At 66.3% G+C, this 21,444-nt stretch carries 20 protein-coding genes and 1 pseudogene; 7 read left to right on the top strand and 14 right to left on the bottom strand.

The features are described 5' to 3' along the window. Window positions 1-6: 6 nt before the first annotated feature. The 5 genes from L1Z78_RS20235 to yjgA all read right to left on the bottom strand — a co-directional run bounded on the left by L1Z78_RS20235 (window position 7) and on the right by yjgA (window position 5,979). A complete protein-coding gene (locus tag L1Z78_RS20235; RefSeq protein ID WP_234638138.1) occupies window positions 7-1,953 on the bottom strand; it encodes a MacB family efflux pump subunit in 1,947 nt (648 codons plus the stop codon). A gap of 2 nt (window positions 1,954-1,955) precedes the next feature. Then, entirely contained in the window at window positions 1,956-3,140 is a 1,185-nt protein-coding gene (locus L1Z78_RS20230; RefSeq protein WP_234638137.1) for an efflux RND transporter periplasmic adaptor subunit, read from the bottom strand. A gap of 158 nt (window positions 3,141-3,298) precedes the next feature. Further along, complete coding sequence (locus tag L1Z78_RS20225; RefSeq protein ID WP_234638136.1) at window positions 3,299-4,510, bottom strand: ABC transporter substrate-binding protein; 1,212 nt, start codon at window positions 4,508-4,510, stop codon at window positions 3,299-3,301. 199 nt (window positions 4,511-4,709) lie between these two features. Next, window positions 4,710-5,315 (bottom strand): molybdopterin adenylyltransferase, encoded by a 606-nt coding sequence (mog, locus tag L1Z78_RS20220; RefSeq protein ID WP_234638135.1) that lies wholly within the window; start codon window positions 5,313-5,315, stop codon window positions 4,710-4,712. Then, entirely contained in the window at window positions 5,308-5,979 is a 672-nt protein-coding gene (gene yjgA, locus L1Z78_RS20215; protein ID WP_234638134.1) for a ribosome biogenesis factor YjgA, read from the bottom strand. The genes mog and yjgA overlap by 8 nt, the downstream gene beginning before the upstream one ends. Window positions 5,980-6,045: 66 nt before the next feature. Between yjgA and pmbA the strand changes: the two genes are divergently transcribed. Then, window positions 6,046-7,455 (top strand): metalloprotease PmbA, encoded by a 1,410-nt coding sequence (gene pmbA, locus L1Z78_RS20210; protein WP_234638133.1) that lies wholly within the window; start codon window positions 6,046-6,048, stop codon window positions 7,453-7,455. A 31-nt stretch (window positions 7,456-7,486) separates the two neighbouring features. Here the strand turns inward: pmbA and L1Z78_RS20205 are convergent, their stop codons facing one another. From L1Z78_RS20205 to L1Z78_RS20190, 4 genes are read right to left on the bottom strand one after another with little or no spacing between them, the layout of a single operon-like run. Further along, a complete protein-coding gene (locus L1Z78_RS20205) occupies window positions 7,487-8,326 on the bottom strand; it encodes a fumarylacetoacetate hydrolase family protein (RefSeq protein WP_234638132.1) in 840 nt (279 codons plus the stop codon). Window positions 8,327-8,347: 21 nt separating this feature from the next. Beyond that, window positions 8,348-9,325, bottom strand: coding sequence for a Bug family tripartite tricarboxylate transporter substrate binding protein (locus L1Z78_RS20200; protein WP_234638131.1), 978 nt, complete (start codon window positions 9,323-9,325; stop codon window positions 8,348-8,350). Window positions 9,326-9,356: 31 nt separating this feature from the next. Continuing rightward, window positions 9,357-10,508: a CaiB/BaiF CoA transferase family protein gene (locus tag L1Z78_RS20195; RefSeq protein ID WP_234638130.1), complete on the bottom strand. Its 1,152-nt coding sequence runs from the start codon at window positions 10,506-10,508 to the stop codon at window positions 9,357-9,359. Beyond that, window positions 10,505-11,386, bottom strand: coding sequence for an HpcH/HpaI aldolase/citrate lyase family protein (locus L1Z78_RS20190; protein ID WP_234638129.1), 882 nt, complete (start codon window positions 11,384-11,386; stop codon window positions 10,505-10,507). The genes L1Z78_RS20195 and L1Z78_RS20190 overlap by 4 nt, the downstream gene beginning before the upstream one ends. Window positions 11,387-11,465: 79 nt before the next feature. Here L1Z78_RS20190 and L1Z78_RS20185 point away from each other — a divergent pair, with 79 nt between their 5' ends. The 4 genes from L1Z78_RS20185 (at window position 11,466) to L1Z78_RS20170 (ending at window position 14,282) form a co-directional block, all read left to right on the top strand. Next, window positions 11,466-12,383, top strand: a complete 918-nt coding sequence (locus L1Z78_RS20185) for a LysR substrate-binding domain-containing protein (RefSeq protein WP_234638128.1) — start codon at window positions 11,466-11,468, stop codon at window positions 12,381-12,383. Between the two features lie 563 nt (window positions 12,384-12,946). Beyond that, the gene (locus L1Z78_RS20180; protein ID WP_234638127.1) at window positions 12,947-13,237 is read left to right on the top strand and encodes a hypothetical protein; all 291 of its coding nucleotides are present in this window, start codon (window positions 12,947-12,949) and stop codon (window positions 13,235-13,237) included. After that, entirely contained in the window at window positions 13,188-13,655 is a 468-nt protein-coding gene (locus L1Z78_RS20175; protein ID WP_234638126.1) for a hypothetical protein, read from the top strand. Before L1Z78_RS20180 ends, L1Z78_RS20175 begins: the two co-directional genes overlap by 50 nt. Before the next feature lie 117 nt (window positions 13,656-13,772). Further along, window positions 13,773-14,282 (top strand): hypothetical protein, encoded by a 510-nt coding sequence (locus L1Z78_RS20170; RefSeq protein ID WP_234638125.1) that lies wholly within the window; start codon window positions 13,773-13,775, stop codon window positions 14,280-14,282. Window positions 14,283-14,309: 27 nt separating this feature from the next. Here L1Z78_RS20170 and L1Z78_RS28100 read toward each other — a convergent pair whose 3' ends face one another. From L1Z78_RS28100 to L1Z78_RS20150, 5 genes and pseudogenes are all read right to left on the bottom strand, one after another. Then, window positions 14,310-14,723, bottom strand: a complete 414-nt coding sequence (locus L1Z78_RS28100) for a hypothetical protein (protein WP_326491954.1) — start codon at window positions 14,721-14,723, stop codon at window positions 14,310-14,312. Then, window positions 14,636-15,385 carry a mechanosensitive ion channel domain-containing protein gene (locus L1Z78_RS28095; protein ID WP_326491953.1) on the bottom strand — a complete coding sequence of 250 codons (750 nt, stop codon included), beginning with the start codon at window positions 15,383-15,385 and terminating at the stop codon, window positions 14,636-14,638. Before L1Z78_RS28095 ends, L1Z78_RS28100 begins: the two co-directional genes overlap by 88 nt. Beyond that, a pseudogene (locus tag L1Z78_RS20160) lies at window positions 15,325-16,541 on the bottom strand (hypothetical protein). Before L1Z78_RS20160 ends, L1Z78_RS28095 begins: the two are co-directional and overlap by 61 nt. 213 nt (window positions 16,542-16,754) lie before the next feature. Beyond that, window positions 16,755-17,147, bottom strand: coding sequence for a hypothetical protein (locus L1Z78_RS20155; protein ID WP_234638124.1), 393 nt, complete (start codon window positions 17,145-17,147; stop codon window positions 16,755-16,757). Beyond that, complete coding sequence (locus L1Z78_RS20150) at window positions 17,126-17,827, bottom strand: hypothetical protein (RefSeq protein WP_234638123.1); 702 nt, start codon at window positions 17,825-17,827, stop codon at window positions 17,126-17,128. Before L1Z78_RS20150 ends, L1Z78_RS20155 begins: the two co-directional genes overlap by 22 nt. A 373-nt stretch (window positions 17,828-18,200) precedes the next feature. Between L1Z78_RS20150 and L1Z78_RS20145 the strand changes: the two genes are divergently transcribed. Together L1Z78_RS20145 and L1Z78_RS20140 are read left to right on the top strand one after the other, a co-directional pair. Further along, on the top strand, window positions 18,201-20,123 hold the full coding sequence (locus tag L1Z78_RS20145; protein WP_234638122.1) for a PrkA family serine protein kinase: 1,923 nt from the start codon (window positions 18,201-18,203) through the stop codon (window positions 20,121-20,123). A gap of 51 nt (window positions 20,124-20,174) precedes the next feature. Continuing rightward, window positions 20,175-21,443: a YeaH/YhbH family protein gene (locus L1Z78_RS20140; protein ID WP_234638121.1), complete on the top strand. Its 1,269-nt coding sequence runs from the start codon at window positions 20,175-20,177 to the stop codon at window positions 21,441-21,443. The last annotated feature ends 1 nt before the right edge of the window (window position 21,444 follow it).

The following is a 21,444-nucleotide window of genomic DNA, read 5'->3' as shown; positions in this document are numbered from 1 at the left end:
GCAATTTCAATCTCTTGACAGGGCTTGCACCGGGTCCAGGCGCGCGGCGCTGCGCGCCGGCAGGAAGCCGAAGCTGATGCCGATGAGCGAGGAGCAGGCCACGGCCAGCACGATGGAGGCGGCCGAGAACGAGAGCTGGAAGCTGCTGCCCGACAGGCTGACCGCCAGGCCCAGCCCCAGGGCCAGCGAGACGCCCAGGATGCCGCCGACGATGCAGACCAGCACGGCCTCGATGAGGAACTGCTGCAGGATGTCCGACTGGCGCGCGCCGATGGCCATGCGCACGCCGATTTCGCGCGTGCGCTCGGTCACCGACACCAGCATGATGTTCATCACGCCGATGCCGCCCACCAGCAGCGCGATCATGGCGATGGCCGAGACCAGCAGCGTCAGCGTGGTGCTGGTGCGCGTGATGGCCTGCCGGATCTGGTCGGAGTTCCAGACGAAGAAGTCCTTGGTACCGTGGCGCTCCGTCAGCAGGGCGGTGGCGGCCTTCAGCGCGATCTCGGCGGGCACTTCGTCCTTGATGCGCAGCGTGATGCTGTCCAGGTGGTATTTGCCGACCAGGCGCGTGGCAGCCGCCGTGTAGGGCACGAAGAAGGTGGGGGTGGAGCCACCGAAGCTGTTTTGCGCCGGGCGCAGCACGCCGATGATCTCCACGGGCATCTCGCCCAGCATCACCACCTCGCCCAGCGGGCTGGGGGTGGAGGGGAAGAGCGCGGTGGCGGCCTTCTGGTCGATCACGGCGACCTGGGCATGCAGGTCCACGTCGCGCTGGTCGAAGAAACGCCCCGACGCCAGGCGCAGGCCGCGCACGCGGAAATGCTCGAAGCCCACGCCCGTGACCTGGGCCGTGGCGGCGTTCTCGCGGTACAGCGCGGTGACGCTGACCGAGACATTGGGCGTGGCGCTGTCCACATAGGGTTGCTCGGCCAGGGCCTGGGCGTCGGCGGCGACCAGGGTCTCGATGGCGGCGGCGCGCGTGTCGCCGAAGTCCTTGCCCGGGAAGATGTCCAGCGTGTTCGTGCCCAGCTCGCTGATCTGGCTCATCACCTGCTGCTGCGCGCCACGGCCCAGCGCCACTACCGAGACCACGGCGGAGATGCCGATGATGATGCCCAGCATGGTCAGGAAGGTGCGCAGGCGGTGCGCGTTCATGGCGCGCAGCGCCATGCGCAGGGCTTCGCCGAAGCGGTCGCCGAACTGGCGCCAGGAGGCCGCGCGCGGGGCGGCCTCGGGCTGGACGGCGGATGGGGTGGCCTGCGGTGCGCTGCGCCGGTCCGCGATGATGGCGCCGTCGCTGATCTCGATCACGCGCGAGGCATGCGCGGCCACGGCCATGTCGTGCGTGACCAGGATGATGGTGTGGCCCTCGGCGTGCAGCTCCTGCAGGATGCGCATGACCTGCTCGCCGCTGGCCTTGTCCAGCGCGCCCGTGGGCTCGTCGGCGAGGATGACGGCGCCGCCGTTCATCAGCGCGCGGGCGATGGACACGCGCTGCTGCTGCCCGCCCGACAACTGACCCGGGCGGTGCTGCATGCGGTCGGCCAGGCCCAGGCGTTCGAGCAGGGCGGCCGAGCGCGCATGCCGGTCTGCGGCCGCCGTGCCCGCGTAGACGGAGGGCAGCTCCACATTGCCCTGGGCCGTGAGGTCGGGCAGCAGGTGGTAGCGCTGGAAGATGAAGCCGAAGTGCTCGCGCCGCAGCGCGGCCAGCGCGTCGGGTTCCAGCTCGCCGGTCTCGCGCCCCGCGATGCGGTAGCTGCCCGAGGTGGGGCGGTCCAGGCAGCCCAGGATGTTCATCAGCGTGGACTTGCCCGAGCCCGAGGCGCCGACGATGGCGACCATCTCGCCGGCCGCTATGTCCAGGTCGATGTCCTTGAGCACCGCCACGGTGGTGTCGCCTGCGGGGAATTCGCGGCGCAGGCCCTGCATCTGCAGCAATGGCTGGCCCATGTTCACATTCCCATGGGGTCGGTGGTGGCGGGTGCGCCGGCCGGTCCGGCCTCGCCGATCACCACCTGCTCGCCGGCCTGAAGGCCCGACAGCACCTGGGCCTGGGCATTGGTGCGCAGGCCGATGCGTACCTTGCGCTCGGAGACCTTGCCTTCGCCGTCGCGCACCCGCACCGTGTAGCTGTCGTCTGCGCCGCGCGCGCCCAGCGCGGCCGCGGGCACCAGCACCGCCTTGTCGGCCTGCGCCACGCGCACCGTGACCTGGGCGGTCATGGAAGGGCGCAGCCGGCCTTCGGGGTTGGGCACGTCGAACTGGGCGTTGTAGTAGACGGCCTTGGCGGCCGGCGTGGCGCCGGTGGCCGCCGCGCCGCCGCCCGCGTCGTTGACGATGGAGGCGGGCGCGGGCTCGATGCGCTCGATCCTGGCCTCGTGCCTCTGGCGGCTGCTGCCCAGCGTGGTGAACCAGACGGGCTGGCCGACCTGGATCTTGTCCACGTCGGCCTCGGCGATCTCGGCGCGCACGGTCATCACATCGAGCTTGGCCAGCATGACGATGGTGGGCGTGGTCTGGAAGGAGTTCAGGGTCTGGCCCTGCTTGGTCACCACGGCCACGATGACGCCGTCCATGGGCGCGACGATGCGCGTGTAGCCCAGGTTGATGCGTTCGGTCTCGACCTGGGTGCGCGCCTGCTCTATCTGGGCCTGCAGGGCGCCGACCTCGGCCTGCGCCGTGTCCAGCGCTGCCTTGGCCGCTTCATGGTCGGCGCGCGATGTCGCATCGGCCTGCAGCAGCTCCTGCTGGCGCTGGAAAGTCAGCCGGGCCTGCACCAGCGATGCGCGGCGCGCGGCCAGCTGGGCCTGCAGCGCGGCCACCGAGGCTTCGGCGTTGCGCAGCTTGATGCGCTGGGGCTGGGCATCGACCTCGGCGATCAGGTCGCCGGCCTTGACCTGCTGGCCCAGCTCCACGTTGAGGCGCTTGACCTGGCCCGAGACCTGGGCACCCACCGAGACCAGCTCCTTGGCGTGCAGCCGGCCCACGGCCAGCACGGTCTGCTCCAGGTCGCCGACCGTGACGGGTGCGGTCGCATAGCGGGTGGCGGGCTTGGCATTGGCTTTCCACAGTGCAATGCCGGCGATCAGGCAGGCGCCGATCACGGCGCCCACGGTCCATTTGCGGTTGAACTTCATTCTTCCCCTGCCGCGCGTTGCGCCGCGGGGAAGACAGTCCCTGCCCAGCGCCGCGCCAGATACTGGAACTTACCAGTCTGGCGCGGCTCGGTGTCCTGGCATTGACGAAGGCGTGGAGATTCAATGGAGAACAGGCTGCGGCCAGGCCGCAGCCGGAATCATCTCCAGTACTGGCACTTGCTTTCCGCCTTGGTGGTCCAGACCTGCTCGGCGGGCAGCTTCTTGACCAGCTTGTAGTAGTCCCAGGTACCCTTGGACTCGGCGGGGGACTTGACCTCCATCAGGTACATGTCGTGCACGTAGCGACCATCCTCGCGCAGGTAGCCGCTGCCGAAGAAGTCGTCCATCTTCATGCCGCGCCAGGTGGCCATGACCTTGTCGGCGTCCAGCGTGCCGGCCTTTTCCACGGCCTTGAGCCAGTTCATGGTGGCCGAGTAGTCGGCCGCGTGGATCTCGCTGGGGCGGCGCTGGGTCTTGGCCATGAAGGCATCGGCGAACTTGCGCGAGGCGTCGTTCATGTCCCAGTACCAGCTGGTGGTGAACTGCATGCCCTGCGTGTTCTTCAGGCCCAGGCTGTGCACGTCGGTGAAGAACACCAGCAGGCCGGCCAGCTTCATGTCCTTGGTCACGCCGAACTCGCGCGCGGCCTTGATGGAGTTGATGGTGTCGCCGCCCGCATTGGCCAGGCCCAGGATCTGGGCCTTGGAGTTCTGGGCCTGCAGCATGAAGCTGGAGAAGTCGCTGGCGTTCAGCGGCGTCTTGACCGAGCCCAGCACCTTGCCGCCGCGCGCCTCGATGATCTTGGTGGTGTCCGCTTCCAGTGCGTGGCCGAAGGCATAGTCGGCCGTCACGAAGTACCAGCTCTTGCCGCCGGCCTCCACCACGGCCGCGCCCGTGCCCTTGGCCAGGGCCACGGTGTCGAAGGCATAGTGCACGGTGTAGGGGCTGCACTGCTCGTTGGTCAGCGCCGAGCTGCCTGCTCCGTTGTCGATGAAGACGCGCTTTTTCTCCTGCGCCACCTTGGCCATGGACAGCGCCGTGGCCGAGTTCGTGCCGCCGAACACCAGGCTGATGCCCTGGGTGTCGATCCATTCACGTGCCTTGCTGGCGGCGATGTCGGCCTTGTTCTGGTGGTCCGCCGTCAGCAGCTCGATGGGCTTGCCCAGCAGCTTGCCGCCGTAGTCGTCGATGGCCATCTGGATCGCCACCGCCCCGTTCTTGCCCTCGACATCGGCGTACAGGCTGGACATGTCGGTGATGAAACCGATCCGGACCTTGTCCTGCTGCGCCTGGGCCGGCGTTGCCAGTGCGGCGGCGCACAGTGCCAGGGCCAGCGGCGTCATCAACGATGTCTTGGGGCGTTGCTGCATGAAGTCTCCTTGTGTGGGATGGAAAAAGCCCGCTGCTGTCGTGCACGCAGGGGCCATGAGGTCGTTCCATGCTGTCAGGGAGGGGGGCAGACCGCATTGGGGCAAGCACGGGCTTGGTGGCCTGGGCGCGACAGTGCCACGGCATGAAAAAAGGCAGCCCTGGAGCTGCCTTTGTCAATGCGTGGACAAATCCTGAAGCTCAGTCGGCCGATCGGGGCACGCGTACCGCGCTCTTGGGCCTGAACGCCTTGCAGACGCCGTCATCCGTCTCCAGGTACGGGCCGCCGATCAGGTCGATGCAGTAGGGCACGGCCGCGAAGATGCCGTTGACCTTCTGCGTGCCGTCGGGGTTCTTCAGGCCCTCCAGCGTCTCGGCGATGGCCTTCGGTTGGCCCGGCAGGTTGATGATGAGGCTCTTGCCCCGGATCACGGCCACCTGGCGTGAAAGGATGGCCGTGGGCACGAAGGCCAGGCTGATCTGGCGCATCTGCTCGCCAAAGCCCGGCATTTCCTTGTCCGCCACGGCCAGCGTGGCCTCGGGCGTGACGTCGCGTGGCGCGGGGCCGGTGCCGCCGGTGGTCAGCACCAGCGAGCAGCCGGCGTCGACCAGCTCGACCAGCGCGGCGCTGATGACCGCCTGTTCGTCGGGGATCAGGCGGGGCTCGAAGGTGACGGGGTTCCTCAGGGCGCGGGTGAGCCAGTCCTGCAGGGCCGGCAGGCCCTTGTCCTCATAGACGCCGCTGCTGGCGCGGTCGCTGATGGAGACGATGCCGATGCGCACGGCGTCATGGAGGCCGTCACTCATCGTCCGTTTCCTCGTCCGTGTCGTCCCCGGCCTGGTCCTTGTCCGTGCCGCCCAGCTGTGCACGCACCAGCTGGAACAGCTCGCGGTAGGCGCGGCCCTTGCGCGGGGCCTGGCCCGTGGACTCCTGCACATTGGCCTCGTGCGCGCCGGGCATGTCCTTGCGGGCCTGGCGGATCAGGGCGCGCAACTGCTGGATGTCGGTATCGGGGAAATGGTCCAGCCAGATGGACAGGGCCGATTCCTCGGCGATCAGCCGGTCGCGCCATTGCTCGGCCGCGTGCAGGGCCATCTTCTCGGCGGCCGAGCCATTGTGCTGCTCGTCCAGCGCGGCGCGCACGGCGGCGATCTCGGCCTCGTCGAGCTTGCGCATGAGCTTGCCGACGTACTGCATCTGGCGGCGCTTGCCTTCGAAATTGGTGATGCGTTTGGCCTCGGCCAGGGCGTCGGCCAGCTGGTCGGGCAACTGCAGGCGCTTGAACAGGTCGGCGCGCAGCGTCAGCAGTTCCTTGCCGAGATCCTGCAGCGCATCCATTTCGCGCTTGAGGTCGGTCTTGCTGGAATCGGGCGTGCCTTTGAGTTCGGCCTTGAGCTGCAGGTCCAGTTCGCTGCCTTCGGCAACGAAATGGCCTTTGACGTAATAGCCTTTTTTGGGTTTGCGTGACATGGGGTAGGGGACAAATGCGGTGGCGGCACGGGGAGCGCCGCAGTGGCGGCTATCATAGCCGCCGCTATGAAAAAACCCCGTCCCCGCGCGGCAAGCACCGCCAAACCGCAGGCCGATTCCGGCTTTGCCTACAGCCAACCGTTTTTCGAGGACCTGGTGGACCGTGCCCTGGCCCATGCCAGGAAGCTCGGCGCCACCGACGCCGGAGCCGAGGCTTCGGAGGGCTGCGGCCTGAGCGTGAGCGTGCGCAAGGGGGCGCTGGAGACCGTGGAGCGCAACCGCGACAAGTCGCTGGGCGTGACCGTCTACCTGGGCAACCGCCGAGGCAATGCCAGCACCTCCGACTTTTCGGAGGCCGCCATCCAGCAGACCGTGCAGGCCGCCTACGACATCGCGCGCTTCACGGCCGAGGACCCCATGGCCGGACTGCCCGATGCGGCCGACATCGCCGAGCCCGGCACCCACCGCGACCTGCAGCTCTTTCATCCCTGGGACCTGACCAGCGAGGCCGCCGCCGAGCTGGCACTGCAGTGCGAGGACGCCGCGCTGCGCACGCACAAGCGCATCACCAACAGCGAAGGCGCGGGCGTCTCGGCCCAGCAAAGCCATTTCTTCAGCGCCCACACCAATGGTTTCCGCGGCGGCTATGCCAGCTCGCGCCACAGCCTGTCGGTGGCGCCCATTGCGTCGCTGCCGGGCCGCAATGGCGAGATGCAGCGCGATGCCTGGTACAGCTCCATGCGCAACGCGGCCGACCTGGCCTCGCCCGAGGCCGTGGGCCGCTACGCCGCGCAGCGCGCACTCAGCCGCCTGGGCAGCCGCAAGATCCCGACCACCGAATGCCCGGTGCTGTTCGAGTCCACGCTGGCCGCCGGCCTGCTGGGCAGCTTCGTGCAGGCCATCAGCGGCGGCGCGCTGTACCGCCGCAGCACCTTCCTGCTGGATTCGCTGGGCAAGCCGGTCTTTCCCAGGCACATCGACGTCACCGAAGACCCGTTCATCCTTGGCGGCAAGGGCAGCTCCCCCTTCGATGAGGAAGGCGTGCGCGTGCAGGCGCGCAAGGTGGTGGACGCGGGCCGTGTCGAAGGCTACTTCCTGTCCAGCTACTCGGCGCGCAAGCTGGGCATGAAGACCACCGGCAATGCGGGCGGATCGCACAACCTGGTGCTGACCTCGCGCAGCACCAAGGCCGGCGACGACCTGCCCGCCATGCTCAGGAAGCTGGGCACGGGCCTGTTCGTGGTCGAGCTCATGGGCCAGGGCGTGAACTACGTGACAGGCGACTACTCGCGCGGTGCCAGCGGCTTCTGGGTGGAAAACGGCGAGATCGCCTTTCCCGTGCACGAGATCACCATCGCAGGCAACCTCAAGGACATGCTCAAGGGCATCGAGGCCGTGGGCGCCGACGCCTACAACTACGGCGCCAAGACCGTGGGCTCGCTGCTGGTCAACCGCATGAAGGTGGCGGGCAGCTGAGCGGCCGGCGCTGCGCCTCGGTGAAAGCGGCCTACACCACACGCTGCCTCTGTACCCCCAGCCCCTCGATCCCCAGTTCCATCACGTCGCCTGCCTCGAGATAGCGCGGCGGACGCATGCCCATGCCCACGCCGGGCGGGGTGCCGGTGATGATGAGGTCGCCGGGCTCCAGGGTCATCACGCGGCTGCAGTGGCTGACGAGCTCGGCGCAGCCGAAGATCATGGTGCGCGTGCTGCCGGTCTGGCGGCGTTCGCCATTGACGTCCAGCCACAGTGACAGCGCCTGCGGGTCGGGGACCTCATCGCGCGTGACCAGCCAGGGGCCTATGGGGCCGAAGCGGTCGAAGCCCTTGCCCTTGCTCCACTGGCCGCCGCTGCGCTCTATCTGGTATTCACGCTCGGAGACATCGTTGGCGACGCAGTAGCCGGCCACATGGTCCAGCGCATCGGCCACGGGCACGTTGCGCGCGCGTTCGCCGATGACGATGCCCAGCTCCACCTCCCAGTCCATGCGCGTGCTGCCTTGCGGCAGGGGGATGTCGTCGTCGGGGCCGCAGGCGCAACTGGGCCACTTGGCGAACAGGATGGGCTCCTGCGGGATGGGCATGCCGGCTTCCTCGGCATGGTCGCGGTAGTTCAGGCCGATGGCGATGAACTTGGACATGCCGCTCCAGGGCATTCCGATGCGCACCGGACCCTGGACCAGGGGCAGTCTGCCCGGGTCGATGGCGGCCAGCGCGCGCTGTGCCGCGCGGCCCAGCAGGCGCGGCGTGTAGTCGTCCACCAGGGCGGACAGGTCGCGGATGTGGCCCTGGGCGTCGAGCAGGCCGGGTTTTTCCTGGCCTTCGGGGCCGAATCGCAGCAGTTTCATGGGGTCTCCTGTAAACACACGCTAGTCAACCTGGATGCCGGCCTGCCTGATCAGCTGGCTCCAGCGTGCCAGATCCGCCGAGGTCTGCTGGCGCAGCTCCTGGACCGTGGGCGCATGGACGCTGGCCCCCATTTTGCGGAACTTCTCGCGCAGCTCGGGCGATGCCTGGGCCTTGCCCACGGCCTGGCGCATGCGTTCCACCTCCCGGGGCTGTGTGGTCCTGGGGGCATACAGGGCGATCCACAGGTCGCCGACCAGGCCGGGAACGGTGTCCCGGGCCAGGGGCAGGTCGGGCAGGAATTCGCTGCGCTGTTCGGAGAACACGGCCAGGGCCTTGACGTCGCGGCTTTCAAGATATGGCATGGCCGAGGGCAGGGTGCTGATCAGCATCTGTATGCGCCCGGCCATCAGCTCGGTCATGGCCGGCGCCACGCCCCGGAACGGGACATGGGCGGCATCCACCTTTTCGGCCCGCTTGAGGAATTCCATGAGGATGTGCGAATAGGTGCCATTGCCGGCCGAGCCGAAGAAGTACTTTCCGGGTGCCTTGCGCAGGGTGGAGGGGGCGAAGTCCTTGTTGACCAGCAGCACATGGGGGACGCTGGCGATGCCCGCCACGGGCACGAAGTCGCGCAGCGTGTCGAAGCCCGGATTGGCGAACAGGCCGGGGTTCATGGTGATGATGCTGGCCGAGGTCAGCAGCCACAGGTTGCTGCCGGCCTCCGCGCGTGCCACATGGGCGGCGCCCACGTTGCCGCCACCGCCGCCCCGGTTCTCGACCACCACCGGGCTGCCGAGTTCGACGCGCAGCAGCGGCTCCATGACGCGCGCCACGATGTCGTTGGCGCCGCCCGGGGCCGCGGGGACGACCAGGGTGACCAGTTGTGCAGGCGCGGCATGGGCAGGCGCGGCAGCCAGCGTGGCGGCCACGGCTGCTGCGGTCGCACGGATGAGGCATGTGCCGAGGAAGGTGCTGGCAAAGGTGCTGAGAAGGGCCATGGTGTGTCTCCGTCGTTGTATGGGCATGCCTTCAGTCGGCGCTGTCGGCGGGCGGCACCAGGTCCTGGTGTTCTCCCAGTGCGGGGCCCAGGCTGCGTATGGAGCCCGGCGTGCGCGACAGGCGCGGAAAGACGTTGTGCATGGGCAGGGGGCGGCCTTCGGCATCGGGGAGGTCGGTGATGCAGCCCCTGGAGCGCACATGCTCGTCGTCCAGCAATTGCGCCACGTCGAGCACCGGGCCCACGGTCACTTCCCATTGGGCGAAGTGCCGCAGGTTGTCCGGCAGGCTGCGCCGGGCCACGAAGCCGCCGATCAGTGTGTCCAGCGCATCGGCATTCCGCAGTCGTGCGGCATTGGTGGCGAAACGGGGATCGGCGCCAAGCTCCTTGCGGCCGATGGCCTCGAAGATGCGCTCGGCCATGCGCTGGGTGGAGCCGGACATCACCAGCCAGCGGCCATCGGCGCAAGGGTAGGCGTTGCGTGGCGCGGCGATCTCGGCGCGATTGCCCATGCGCCTGGGCAGCCGCCCCGTGCGGCGGAAAATGGCGGGATCGGGGCCCAGCACGGCCAGCAGGGGCTCCAGCAGCGACAGGTCCACGACCTGGCCCTGGCCGCCATTGGTTTCCACCTCCCTGAGGGCGAACATGGCGGCGCCCACGCCGGCCAGGCCTGCGATCATGTCGGCCAGGCCGAGGTTGGGCAGGGCGGGGGGCTTGTCGGGAAAGCCGTTCTTCTCGGCGAAGCCGGAAAAGGCCTCGACCAGGGTGCCGAAGCCGGGGCGCCGGGCATAGGGCCCCGTCTGGCCCCAGCCCGAGATGCGCACGATCACCAGGCGGGGGTTGCGTTCGAGCAGGACATCCGGCCCCAGGCCGAATTTCTCCAGGGCACCGTGGCGAAAGCTTTCGACGAGGATCTGGGCGGATTCGGCCAGCCGCAGCAGGCTTTGAACGTCGGCGCCTTCGCGCAGGTCCAGGCAGATGCTTTTCTTGTTGCGCGCGTAGATCTGCCACCACAGTGGCTGGCCGTCGCTCGTCCAGTCGCGTAAGGTGTCGCCGCCGGGCGCCTCGACCTTGATGACTTCGGCGCCGAAGTCGGCCAGCTGCAGTGTGAGCATGTTGCCCGCGGCCAGGCGCGAGAGGTCCAGCACCCGGATGCCGTGCAGGGGCAGGGCGGGGGCGCTCATGCCTGTTCTCCGGCATCGCGCAGCAGGCGGCGCGCGCGTTCGGCGATGGGCGCATCGACCATGTGGCCCGCGACGGCCACGGCGCCCTGGCCCCGTGCCTGGGCATGCTCGTGGGCCCGCACGATTTCGCGCGCCTGTTGCAACTGCTCTTCGCTGGCGCCGAAGGCCAGGTGCAGCACCGGCAACTGGGCCGGGTGGATGCAGGCGGCGCCGCGCATGCCCAGGGCGCGAGAGAGCCGGGCCAGGGCCTCGAATGCCTCCAGGTCGCCATAGCCGCCTATGGTGCCGGCCAGGCCCATGGGGTGCAGTCCGGCCGCCACGGCCGCGATGGCCACGGCCTGCGCCGGCATGGACAGCGCGCAAGGCAGGGGCGCCACGTCCAGCGCCGTGGCGAAGTCCTCGCCGCCGAAGGCCAGTGACGTCAGGCGGGGCGAGGCGTGGGCGATCTCGCCCAGGTGCAGCAGCGCCCGGGGCGTCTCCACGATGGCTTGCAGATGCAGTGCGCGCGCGCCGCGGGCCTCGGCCAGTGCGGCGACGCGTTGCACATCGGCGGCCGACTCCACCTTGGGAATCACCAGGCCATCGCAGCCCGCCGACAGCGCGGCCCCGGTGTCCTCGCGCCACAGGGCCTCGTCGGCATTGATGCGCACGAGCACGGGGCAGGCCTTTTTCAGGCCGGCGATGGCCGGCGCCAGCAGCGCGCGGGCCTGCGCCTTGTGCGCGGGGGCGACGGCATCCTCGAGGTCGAGCACGATGGCATCGGCCCCGCGCTGCGCGGCGCGGGCCATGAAGCGCGTTGCCGTGGCCGGGATGTAGAGCAGGGATCGGGGGCGGAAGGTCATGGGGCGGGCGTGGTCGCTGGCGATGGTGGTGAGCACAATGTAGGCAGCACCCTCGTGCCCGTGGCTGAGGAATTCAGAACCCGCCTTCTCGCAAACCGAATCCCAGGGGATCCGCATGGAACTGCGCCAGCTCCGATACCTCGTGGCCGTGATCGATGCCCAGAGCATCACGCGCGCCTGCGATGCGCTGCATGTGGTGCCCTCCGCCGTGAGCCACCAGCTCAAGCTGCTGGAGCAGGAACTGCACAGCACCCTGCTGGTCCGCGGCCCGCTGGGCGTGCAGCCCACGGCCACGGGCCGGCTGCTCTATGGCCAGGCCCAGGCCATACTGCGCCAGGTGGCCGATGCCAGGGCTCTGGTGCAGGTCGAGGAGTCCCAGGTGGCCGGCGCGGTGTCCGTGGCCATCGCGGGCAGCATCGCCCAGGCGCTGGCCGTGCCATTGCTGGCCGCCTGCCGAGAGCGCTGGCCGGCGGTCGTCCTGTCCCTGCATGAGGGGCTCAGCGGCCATCTGGTGGAAGGCGTGCACAGCGGCCGCTTCGACATGGCCGTGCTCTATGCCTCGCAGGCCACGGCCAGGCTGGAGACCCAGGCCGTCGCGCGTGAGCCCTTCTTCTTCGGCTGCGCCCGTGCCCTGACCAGCGAAGGCGATGGCAAGCCCATGCCGCTGCCCGAACTCGCGCGGCATCTCCTGCTGTTGCCCAGCCTGCCCAATGCCACGCGCGGCGCGCTGGACCGGGCCTTCGCGCCGCTGGACACCGGCTACCAGGTGGCTGGCGAGGTCAACTCCACCACCACCCAGGTGGCCGCGGTGCTCGCCGGCCTGGGCGCCAGCGTGTTTCCCTGGATCAGCCTGCGCCTGCTGCGGCCACGCCGCCAGTTGCTGATCCGCCCCCTGGATGCCGACCGCATGTACCGCGACGTGGTCCTGGCCATCAAGCCCGAGGCCGTGCGCAGCCGGGCGGCCATGGCAGTCCATGACCTGGTGAGGGAATTGCTCCGGGGTCTTTATGGTCCGCTGCGGACAGGTCTCTGAGGAATGCTGCTGGTGGTTGCTGCGCGAGCGGACGCAAGCCACTGCGCATTCACGCAATGCCTTGGTCAGGCCGCCTGGAGGATTGGCTTTTGCGACGCCATACTGGCGAAGTAATTTTCAATCGAGGCGGAGATTCAATGATTTTGTTCTATTGACCAGGGCCCGTATGCGGCTCCAACGGTGGCAGGCCCGTGGATGCGGGGACCAACGGTTCTTCATGCAGCCAGCCACCGTCCCAGGGTGGCCGTGGCATCGAGGACTCCGAACCCATGTATGTGGGTGACCAGTGGAACCCCAGGTACGACCCCGCCGCCATCCATAAAACCACGCCCAGGAATGGCAGCCGGCCTCTGACCTTTGGAGAGCGGCACATCGTCCGGCAGATCTTCGGCGACTCGGTGGACTGCTCCATGGTCAGAATCTACAGGGGCCGGTTCATTCCGTTCCAGCCAAGCCATACGGCCATGGCACCTGCGGGGATATATTTTTTCCTCCCGAGATATTTTCGGAGGATTACTCGATGGAAATTGAGTCTTCAATGAAATATATTTTTTGTTCATGAGATGACTCATATTTGGCAATATCAGCAGGGATATCCTGTTATGGCGCGAGGAGCCATACGGCTGGGTCTGAGCTATGAATATATATTGGATGCTGATAAAAAACTGTCTGACTACAATATGGAGGCGCAAGGTAATATCGTTGCTGACTATTTTGTTCTGAAGTATTTGAAGAAAAAAAAAGAAGCGATCAGTAACGATGAATATTTTGGTGAAGAATGGATACCAATCTATGAGAGTTTACTTGCAGATTTTCTTGAGAATCCGTGTGATAAAAAAAATAATCTTCCCTAGTACCTTGCTTGCTTTGCTATTGTCAGGATGCTTTTGGTATGAAGACCCCTGGTTCGGTGAAGCACTAGTGACTCAATATTCTGGAGTACCATGCTTTGGGCTTCCGAAAAAGGAGATCGCCGACTATGAAACAACCAAAATTTCCTTTGTGGTGCTGAGTCAAGGTGAAAATGAGCTATGGAGTTACAGCGAGAAAGATTATGGAAAGATGCGACTCGCCGCAAGTTCATGTATTCCTTACACAGTAGAGGCGTTAAGTGAAAAATCCCCCCGCGCGAAGAATATCGGAGAAATACATGGGTTGAAGGCGGGTACTGTCTACAGGGTGCTTGTCAGATCAAGAAGGGAAAATGATGGTTTTGATAGAACGTTTTATCGTGCAAATTTCTGCTTCAGACGCCAGGTGGACGGGGAATAATTGTTATGCAGCTTGCAAGTGCCAAGGAGTATGTCTGCCCTGAGAAGTAGCGATTCAAGAAGCGGTTGCGGTTATGGAATATACGGAACGCTAGGGTCTGGGAGGAGATGGGTTGCCGTGGTCTTTGAGGTGAAGAAATACACAGGAATCTGCGCTGTTTTGCTGCCTGCCATGCTGATGGCAGGGTGCTTCTGGTTTGAGGACCCCTGGTTTGGTGATGCATCTGTAGCTCAGGTAGATGGGGTGCCTTGTTTTGGTATGCCAAATAAGGAAATTTCTGATCCGAAGAAAACAAAGATATCTCTGATTCTTGTGATGAAGGGAAATTATAATTTATGGAAATATGACGAAAATAATTATAAGCAAATGATACTTGCTAATAATACTTGCACCCCGTATGGAACAGATGTGTTTCACGAACCTTCTTCAGAAAATCGTGTTGGGAATATATCTGAATTGACGCCAGGGGATGTATATCGAGTTCTCATCAGAACAACACAGGCGCAGAATAGTTTTAATAGAACGTTTTATTATGCAAATTTTTTGCTATCGACGTCGTGCAGGGGCGAAATGGTTGTTTATCAGCTTGAGAGTGTTGAAGGTATTTCCTGTCCGGAAGGCGAATGAAGATTGAGCGCGAGTTGCAACAGGATGCTATAAGCTACTGCCCCCATTCTTGAGAAGTGATTGTGGAAATTCGGAATTGCGCGAGGTCTTGATGTCTTTCGAATGGCGATGACCATGCCTGTCCCCAAGGCGGGCCATGGGAATAGCCCGTCCGAAGCGCCTGGGCGCCGCCACCGCCCGGAAGGACCGGTCCGGCGGCTGGATCCGGCTGAGTCCCGGGCGCTCAGTGTCCCTGGGGCGCGGGCGTGATGCCCTGCGGTGCCGCAGGCGCCGGCACATCGCGCACATGCAGGTCCAGCTGGGGAAGGCGACGGTGATGCCTGCGGCCTTGAGCCGGTCGTTGACACGCTGGTTCAGCTCGTGGCGCACGGGCAGTCGGTCTTCCACCTTGCCCACGTAGGCGCGCAGCTCGAAGCGCTGGCCGCTGCCCTCCAGCGCCATGAACCAGCAGTTGGGTTCGGGCTCGCGCAGCACCTTGGGTGCTCCAGGGCGACGTTCAGCAGCATGTCGCGCACCTGGCCGGGGTCGTTGCCATGGGCCACGGCCACGTCGATCACCAGGCGTGTCACGTCATCGCTCAGGGTCCAGTTCGTCACCTGGCCCGTGATGAAGGTCTTGTTGGGGATGACGATTTCCTTGTTGTCGAAGTCCAGCACCGTGGTGGCGCGCGTGCGGATGCGTGTCACGGTGCCGGTGAGGGTGTCGATGGTGATGACGTCGCCCACGCGGAAGGGGCGCTCGACCAGCAGGATCAGGCCGGAGACGAAGTTGGCGAAGATTTCCTGGAGGCCGAAACCCAGGCCCACGGTCAGCGCGGCCACCATCCATTGCAGCTGGCCCCAGCGCAGCCCCAGCAGCGTGACGGCACTGACCGTGCCCGCGATGGTGATGGCGTAGCGCGCCAGCGTGGCAATGGTGTAGCGCGCGGAGCTGCTGATGCGCGTGGACGCCGACAGCGTCACCTCCACCAGGCCGGGCAGGTTGCGTGCGAAGCTGATGGTCAGCAGCAGGATCATCACGCCCAGCAGTGCGTCCATCAGGCTCACGGGCGCGGCATGCGCAATGCCGTCGGCACCGGTGTTGGTGGTGTACCAGAGGACCACCCCTCGGAGCGCAGCAGCGCGGGCAGCACGGGCAGCCAGGCATAGACCAGGGTCAGCACGACGAGCACCTGCTGCAGCAGGCCCAGCAGCCGGTGGGCCTGCGTGCCCACGGTCACCAGGGCCATCTGGCTGGCTTCGTCGGTCGGGGCCTTGCCGGTGTCGGCGGCCATGCCGGCCTGGGCCAGTCTTGCGGCCTCGCGCAGGCGGTTCAGCGCCAGGCGCCGCTCGCCCAGCAGCAGCCAGCGGCGCAGCAGGCTGACCAGGACCTCGACGGCGCCCAGGAACACGAAGCTGGCCATCAGCGCCTGGATGAATTCGGTGGCCGTGTAGACATAGCCCAGCACGATGCCGACCGCCAGGGCGCTGAGCATGAGCATCAGCACCACGCTGACGATCTGGCCCCAGTGGATGCGCGTGCGCTTTGCTGGTGCGCGCGGCGGAAGTAGAGCCAGGCCATCCAGGCCAGGCCCAGCGACAGCATCAGGATGGAGATGCGCCCCCAGGTGCTGATGGCGTGGTTGTCATGGCTGTAGAAGGCAATGCCACCCAGCAGTTCGGCCGGCACGATCAGCCAGGCGGCACGGCGCACCATCTGGCGCAGCATCTGCACGCGCTCGGCTGGCCAGCCGAAGTGGGCCAGCGCCAGTCCGCCGGGGCAGAACAGCGCATTGAGCAGGGTGGCGACGAAGATGAAGTCGCTGAGCTGCACCAGGGCGGATCCCAGGGGTTCCAGCGCCGTGCCCACGGTCTCCGGCCCCTGCAGCAGTCCGCCCAGCGCTGCGGCCGCAAAGCTCCAGGGCAGGGTGTAGAGCAGGCTCCAGCCGAGGGCGAGCAGGCTCAGGCCGAAGTGGTCCCGCGTGAAGTCGCCCACGCGCACGGCAATGGACTGCAACTGGCGCAGCGCATGGCGGCGCAGGCCCAGCAGCAGGGCCACGATCAGGCCGACAGCGCCGAAGGCCCAGGGTCGTTCCAGATGCTGGCGGCCAGTGCGCGTGCCGTCTTCCAGGGGAGGTGCTGCCTTCGATGTCCTGCTCCAGCGCCCGCCATTCGCCGAGCCAGGCGCGGTCCATGGGACGGTGGCTGGGGAACCACAGCAGTTCCTTGTCCAGCACCTGCCGCAACTCGCCGCCGCTGCGCAGCGCAGCCCGCAGGGCATCGTCGGTCTGCTCCAGCACCGCGATGCGGCGCAGCAGCACGGGCTGGAGCTGGTCGGTCAACGCCACCTGCCGGGCCAGCAGCGCGGCCTGGCGGGCCGAGGTGGCGGCGTCGGCCGGCTGTGCGGGGCTGGCGGAGGGCATGCCTGCGTCCACGGTGCCGTGCGCCGCACCGGAGCCAGGGTTCAGGCGCAGTTTGCTGGAGTTGAACAGTGTCAGCCGCAGCTCGGCCAGCTGGCGCTGCACGGCCCGGTGGCGTGCCTGCGTGGCGCTGGCGGACGACAGTTCCACGCGCTGCTGCCACAGCCACTGGCCCACGGCGGCGCTGCCCCGCCCAGGCGCAGCCTCGCCTGGGTGTCGCGCAGCGTGGCGCTCAATTGGTCGCGGACATATTCGTCATTGGCCAGGGTCTGGCGCTCCTGGGCCAGCGCATTGGAGTTCTTCAGGATCTGGGCCGCCAGGGCCGCGTTTTGCTGCGCCAGATCGCGGATGGCCGGGTCGGCCGCCGAGGCATGGGCGGCGGCCAGCTCCATTTCCTGCACCTGCTGCTCCAGCTTCTGGCGGCTGCGATCGGCGATACGCTGGGTCAGCCATGCCGCGCGCGGCATGCGCTCCTGCAATTCGCGGCGCTGGGCCTGCAACTGGGTGGCCAGCAGGCGCTGGCGGGCCTCGATGGTGGATTGCTCCTCCTGGCGCAGCGCCAGCTCCAGCTGGGCGCGGCGGTGTTCGGCGCTGCGCCGCGCCTGGCGCGCCTGGGTGAGCTCGGCCGGCTCCCCGGCTCGGCCGTCACGGGCTGCGCGCTTTCCTGCACGCGCTGCTGCAGGATGGACAGGTCCACGCGCCCCGGGCCGGGCTGGGATACCAGGTTGGCCTGGTCGGCGGCGGATTTGTCGATGCCGGCCTTGAGCGTGGCGATGGCATCGCGCTCGTCGGCCAGCAGGCGCTCCAGCACTTCCTGGCTGGCGTTGGCGGGAATGCGCTCCTTCCAGCGGTCGAACAGGCTGCCCAGTTGCTCGTCGCTGAGCGGCGCAGGCTGGGCGGGGACGGCGCTCGCGGCTCTGGCGCGCAGGCGGTCCAGCTCCTGTGCCAGGGCATCGGCTTCCTTGCCGGCCGATGCCGCTGCATCCAGCTGGGCCTGGATGGCGTTGCGCCGTTCCTGGTCCGACGCGGAGTTGCTGCCGCCCAGCGTGCCTTGCAAGGCGCCCAAAGGGCCTGCTGCCGGTGCGGTCATGGCGGGGGTCGGCAGCAGCAGCGACAGTGCCAGGCAGAGCACGGACAGCAGCCACACGGCCCTGAAGGCAGGCCTTGCACGGGCGGGGAAGGGGGGCGGGAGAAGATCGGTCTCGGCGGGGGGGCATCTTTGCTGAATTCAGGCCTGTGGCATGGTGTGAGTGCAAACTATCATGCCTCAAAAACAGGAGCGTCCGAAGCTTTGTCCACAGGCGTTGCTGCGCACCCTGGGGGCCAGGGTTCCTGCGCCGCAGGGGCGGAAAATGCAGTAGTCCTGGAGCCTGACATTGTGACCCCGCCAGCGGCGCGGCCGTGTGGGACGTATGTGCTATTCAAACCGGATGCAAGGTGCTACAACAGTTCCACACGGTAGCGAATGCCTTGCAACTTCGCGGCACTGTTCGCCCTCGGGTGCCGCCGGGAGAGGTCGTATGGATGTCATCAGCAACTCGGCTGCACGTTACGTTCGTTTTCGCGAGGAGGAGATGTCGCTGGACGAGTATCTCGCCCTCTGCCAGCGCGATCCCATGGTCTACGAAGGCGCCGCCCAGCGCATGCTGGCGGCCATAGGCGAGCCCGAGATGGTGGACACGCGCAACGATCCTCGCCTGTCGCGGCTGTTTGCGAACAAGGTCATCCGTCGCTATCCGGCCTTTGCCGAGTTCTACGGCATGGAAGACTCCATCGAGCAGGTGGTGAGCTTCTTCCGCCACGCGGCCCAGGGCCTGGAGGAACGCAAGCAGATCCTGTACCTGCTGGGCCCAGTGGGCGGGGGCAAGAGCTCCATCGCCGAGCGCCTGAAGTACCTGATGCAGAAGGTGCCGTTCTATGCACTCAAGGGCTCGCCCGTGAATGAATCGCCGCTGGGCCTGTTCGACCCCGTGGAGGACGGCCCGGTGCTGGAGGAGCAGTTCGGCATTCCCCGCCGCTGCCTGAACCACGTGCTTTCGCCCTGGGCGGTCAAGCGCCTGGAGGAGCTGGGCGGCGACATCCGCCAGTTCCGCGTGGTCAAGCGATATCCCAGCATCTCGCGCCAGGTGGCCATCGCCAAGACCGAGCCCGGTGACGAGAACAACCAGGACATCTCCAGCCTGGTGGGGAAGGTGGACATCCGCAAGCTGGAGAACTTCGCCCAGGACGATACCGATGCCTACAGCTACTCGGGCGGCCTGTGCCTGGCCAACCAGGGCCTGCTGGAGTTCGTCGAGATGTTCAAGGCGCCCATCAAGGTGCTGCACCCGCTGCTGACCGCCACGCAGGAGGGCAACTACAAGGGCACCGAGGGCTTTGGCGCCATTCCCTTCGACGGCATGGTGCTGGCCCACAGCAACGAGAGCGAGTGGAAGGCGTTTCGCAACAACCGCAACAACGAGGCCTTCCTGGACCGCGTCTACATCGTCAAGGTGCCCTACTGCCTGCGCGTGTCGGAGGAGGTGAGGATCTACGAGAAGCTGATCCGCGAGTCCTCCCTGGCCAGCGCCGTGTGCGCGCCAGGCACGCTCAAGATGATGGCCCAGTTCGCGGTGCTCACGCGCCTGAAGGAGCCCGAGAACTCCAGCATCTTCAGCAAGATGCAGGTCTATGACGGCGAAAGTCTCAAGGACACGGACCCGCGTGCCAAGAGCTACCAGGAGTACCGCGACTATGCGGGCGTGGACGAGGGCATGTCGGGCATCTCCACGCGTTTCGCCTTCAAGATCCTGTCCAAGGTCTTCAACTACGACAGCACCGAGGTGGCGGCCAACCCGGTCCACCTGATGTATGTGCTGGAGCAGCAGATCGAGCGCGAGCAGTTCCCCTCCGAACTGGAGACCAAGTACACCAGCTACATCAAGGAGTACCTGTCGCCGCACTATGCCGAGTTCATCGGCAAGGAGATCCAGACCGCCTACCTGGAAAGCTACAGCGAGTACGGCCAGAACATCTTCGACCGCTACGTCACCTACGCGGACTACTGGATCCAGGACAGCGAGTACCGCGACAACGACACCGGCGAGGCCTTCGACCGCAATGCGCTCAATGCCGAGATGGAGAAGATCGAGAAGCCGGCCGGCATCGCCAATGCCAAGGACTTCCGCAACGAGATCGTCAACTTCGTGTTGCGCGCGCGTGCCAACAACCAGGGCAAGAACCCGAGCTGGACCAGCTACGAGAAACTGCGCGTGGTGATCGAGAAGAAGATGTTCTCCAACACCGAGGAACTGCTGCCCGTGATCAGCTTCAATGCCAAGGCCAGCGCCGAGGATGCCCGCAAGCACGAGGACTTCGTCACCCGCATGGAGGCCAAGGGCTACACCTCCAAGCAGGTGCGCCTGCTGTGCGAGTGGTACCTGCGCGTGCGCAAGAGCAACTGACGGACGGGCGCGCCGCTTTTCTGCGCGCCCAGGCAGGGCAGGGGGGAACAGATGGCATTGCAAATCATCGACCGCAGGCTGGCCGGCAAGAACAAGTCGGTGGGCAACCGCGAGCGCTTCGTGCGCCGCTACAAGGACCAGATCGCCGAGGCGGTGCGCCGTGCCGTGAACAAGCGCGACATCCGCCACATCGATGAGGCCGAGAACGTCACCATTCCCCGCAAGGACATCCGCGAACCCGTGTTCCACCATGGGCAGGGCGGCATCCATGACACGGTGCATCCGGGCAACAGCGAGCATGTGCGCGGCGACCGCATCGCGCGGCCCCAGGGCGGTGGCGGCGGCGGGGGCTCGCAGGCCAGCGACAGCGGGGAAGGGGAGGATGATTTCACCTTCACCCTGACCAGGGAGGAGTTCATGGAGCTCTTCTTCGAGGACCTGGCCCTGCCGCGCCTGCTGCGCACCCACATCGGCAACACCATGCAGTACAAGACGCGCCGCGCGGGCTACAGCCATGACGGCACGCCGCACAATCTGGCCCTGTTGCGCACCATGCGCGGGGCCCTGGGCAGGCGGATCGCCCTGACCAAGGCGCCCCACCGGGAGCTCAAGGCGCTGGAAGATGAACTGCAAGCCCTGCTGGCACAGGACGATGGCACGAGCGAGGCGGTGGCCGAGCTGCAGCAGCGCATCGACGCCCTGAAGCTGCGCATGGGCACGGTGGCCTTCCTGGACCCTCTGGACCTGCGCTTTCGCAACCGCACGCGCGTGCCGGCACCCATCAGCCAGGCCGTGATGTTCTGCGTGATGGACGTTTCCGGCTCCATGGACCAGGACCGCAAGGACCTGGCCAAGCGTTTCTTCATCCTGCTGTACCTGTTCCTCACGCGGCACTACGAGAAGATCGACATCGTCTTCATCCGCCACCACACCCAGGCGGCCGAGGTCAGCGAGGACGAGTTCTTCCACTCCCAGGAAAGCGGCGGCACCGTGGTCAGCAGCGCGCTGGTGCTGCTCGACCAGATCATCTGCGCGCGCTACCCCGCAGGCGACTGGAACATCTACGTGGCCCAGGCCAGCGACGGCGACAACTTCGGCGAAGACGGCTCCAACTGCCGCAACCTGCTGGCCGACAAGATACTGCCGCTGGTGCGCTACTTCGCCTATGTGCAGGTGGTGCAGGAGGAGCAGAGCCTTTGGGAGGAATACAGCCAGCTGCTGGCGCTGTTCCCGCATTTCGCCATGCGCAAGGTGTCCGAGGCCAGCGAGATCTATCCTGTTTTCCGCGATCTGTTCAAGAAGGAAGGGGTGGCGGTATGAG

The organism is Delftia tsuruhatensis, from assembly GCF_903815225.1.
In the GTDB taxonomy this organism is placed as follows: Bacteria; Pseudomonadota; Gammaproteobacteria; order Burkholderiales; family Burkholderiaceae_C; genus Comamonas; species Comamonas tsuruhatensis_A.
Note: the sequence above shows the minus strand (reverse complement) of the source record. Positions and strands in the feature narration are given on the sequence as shown.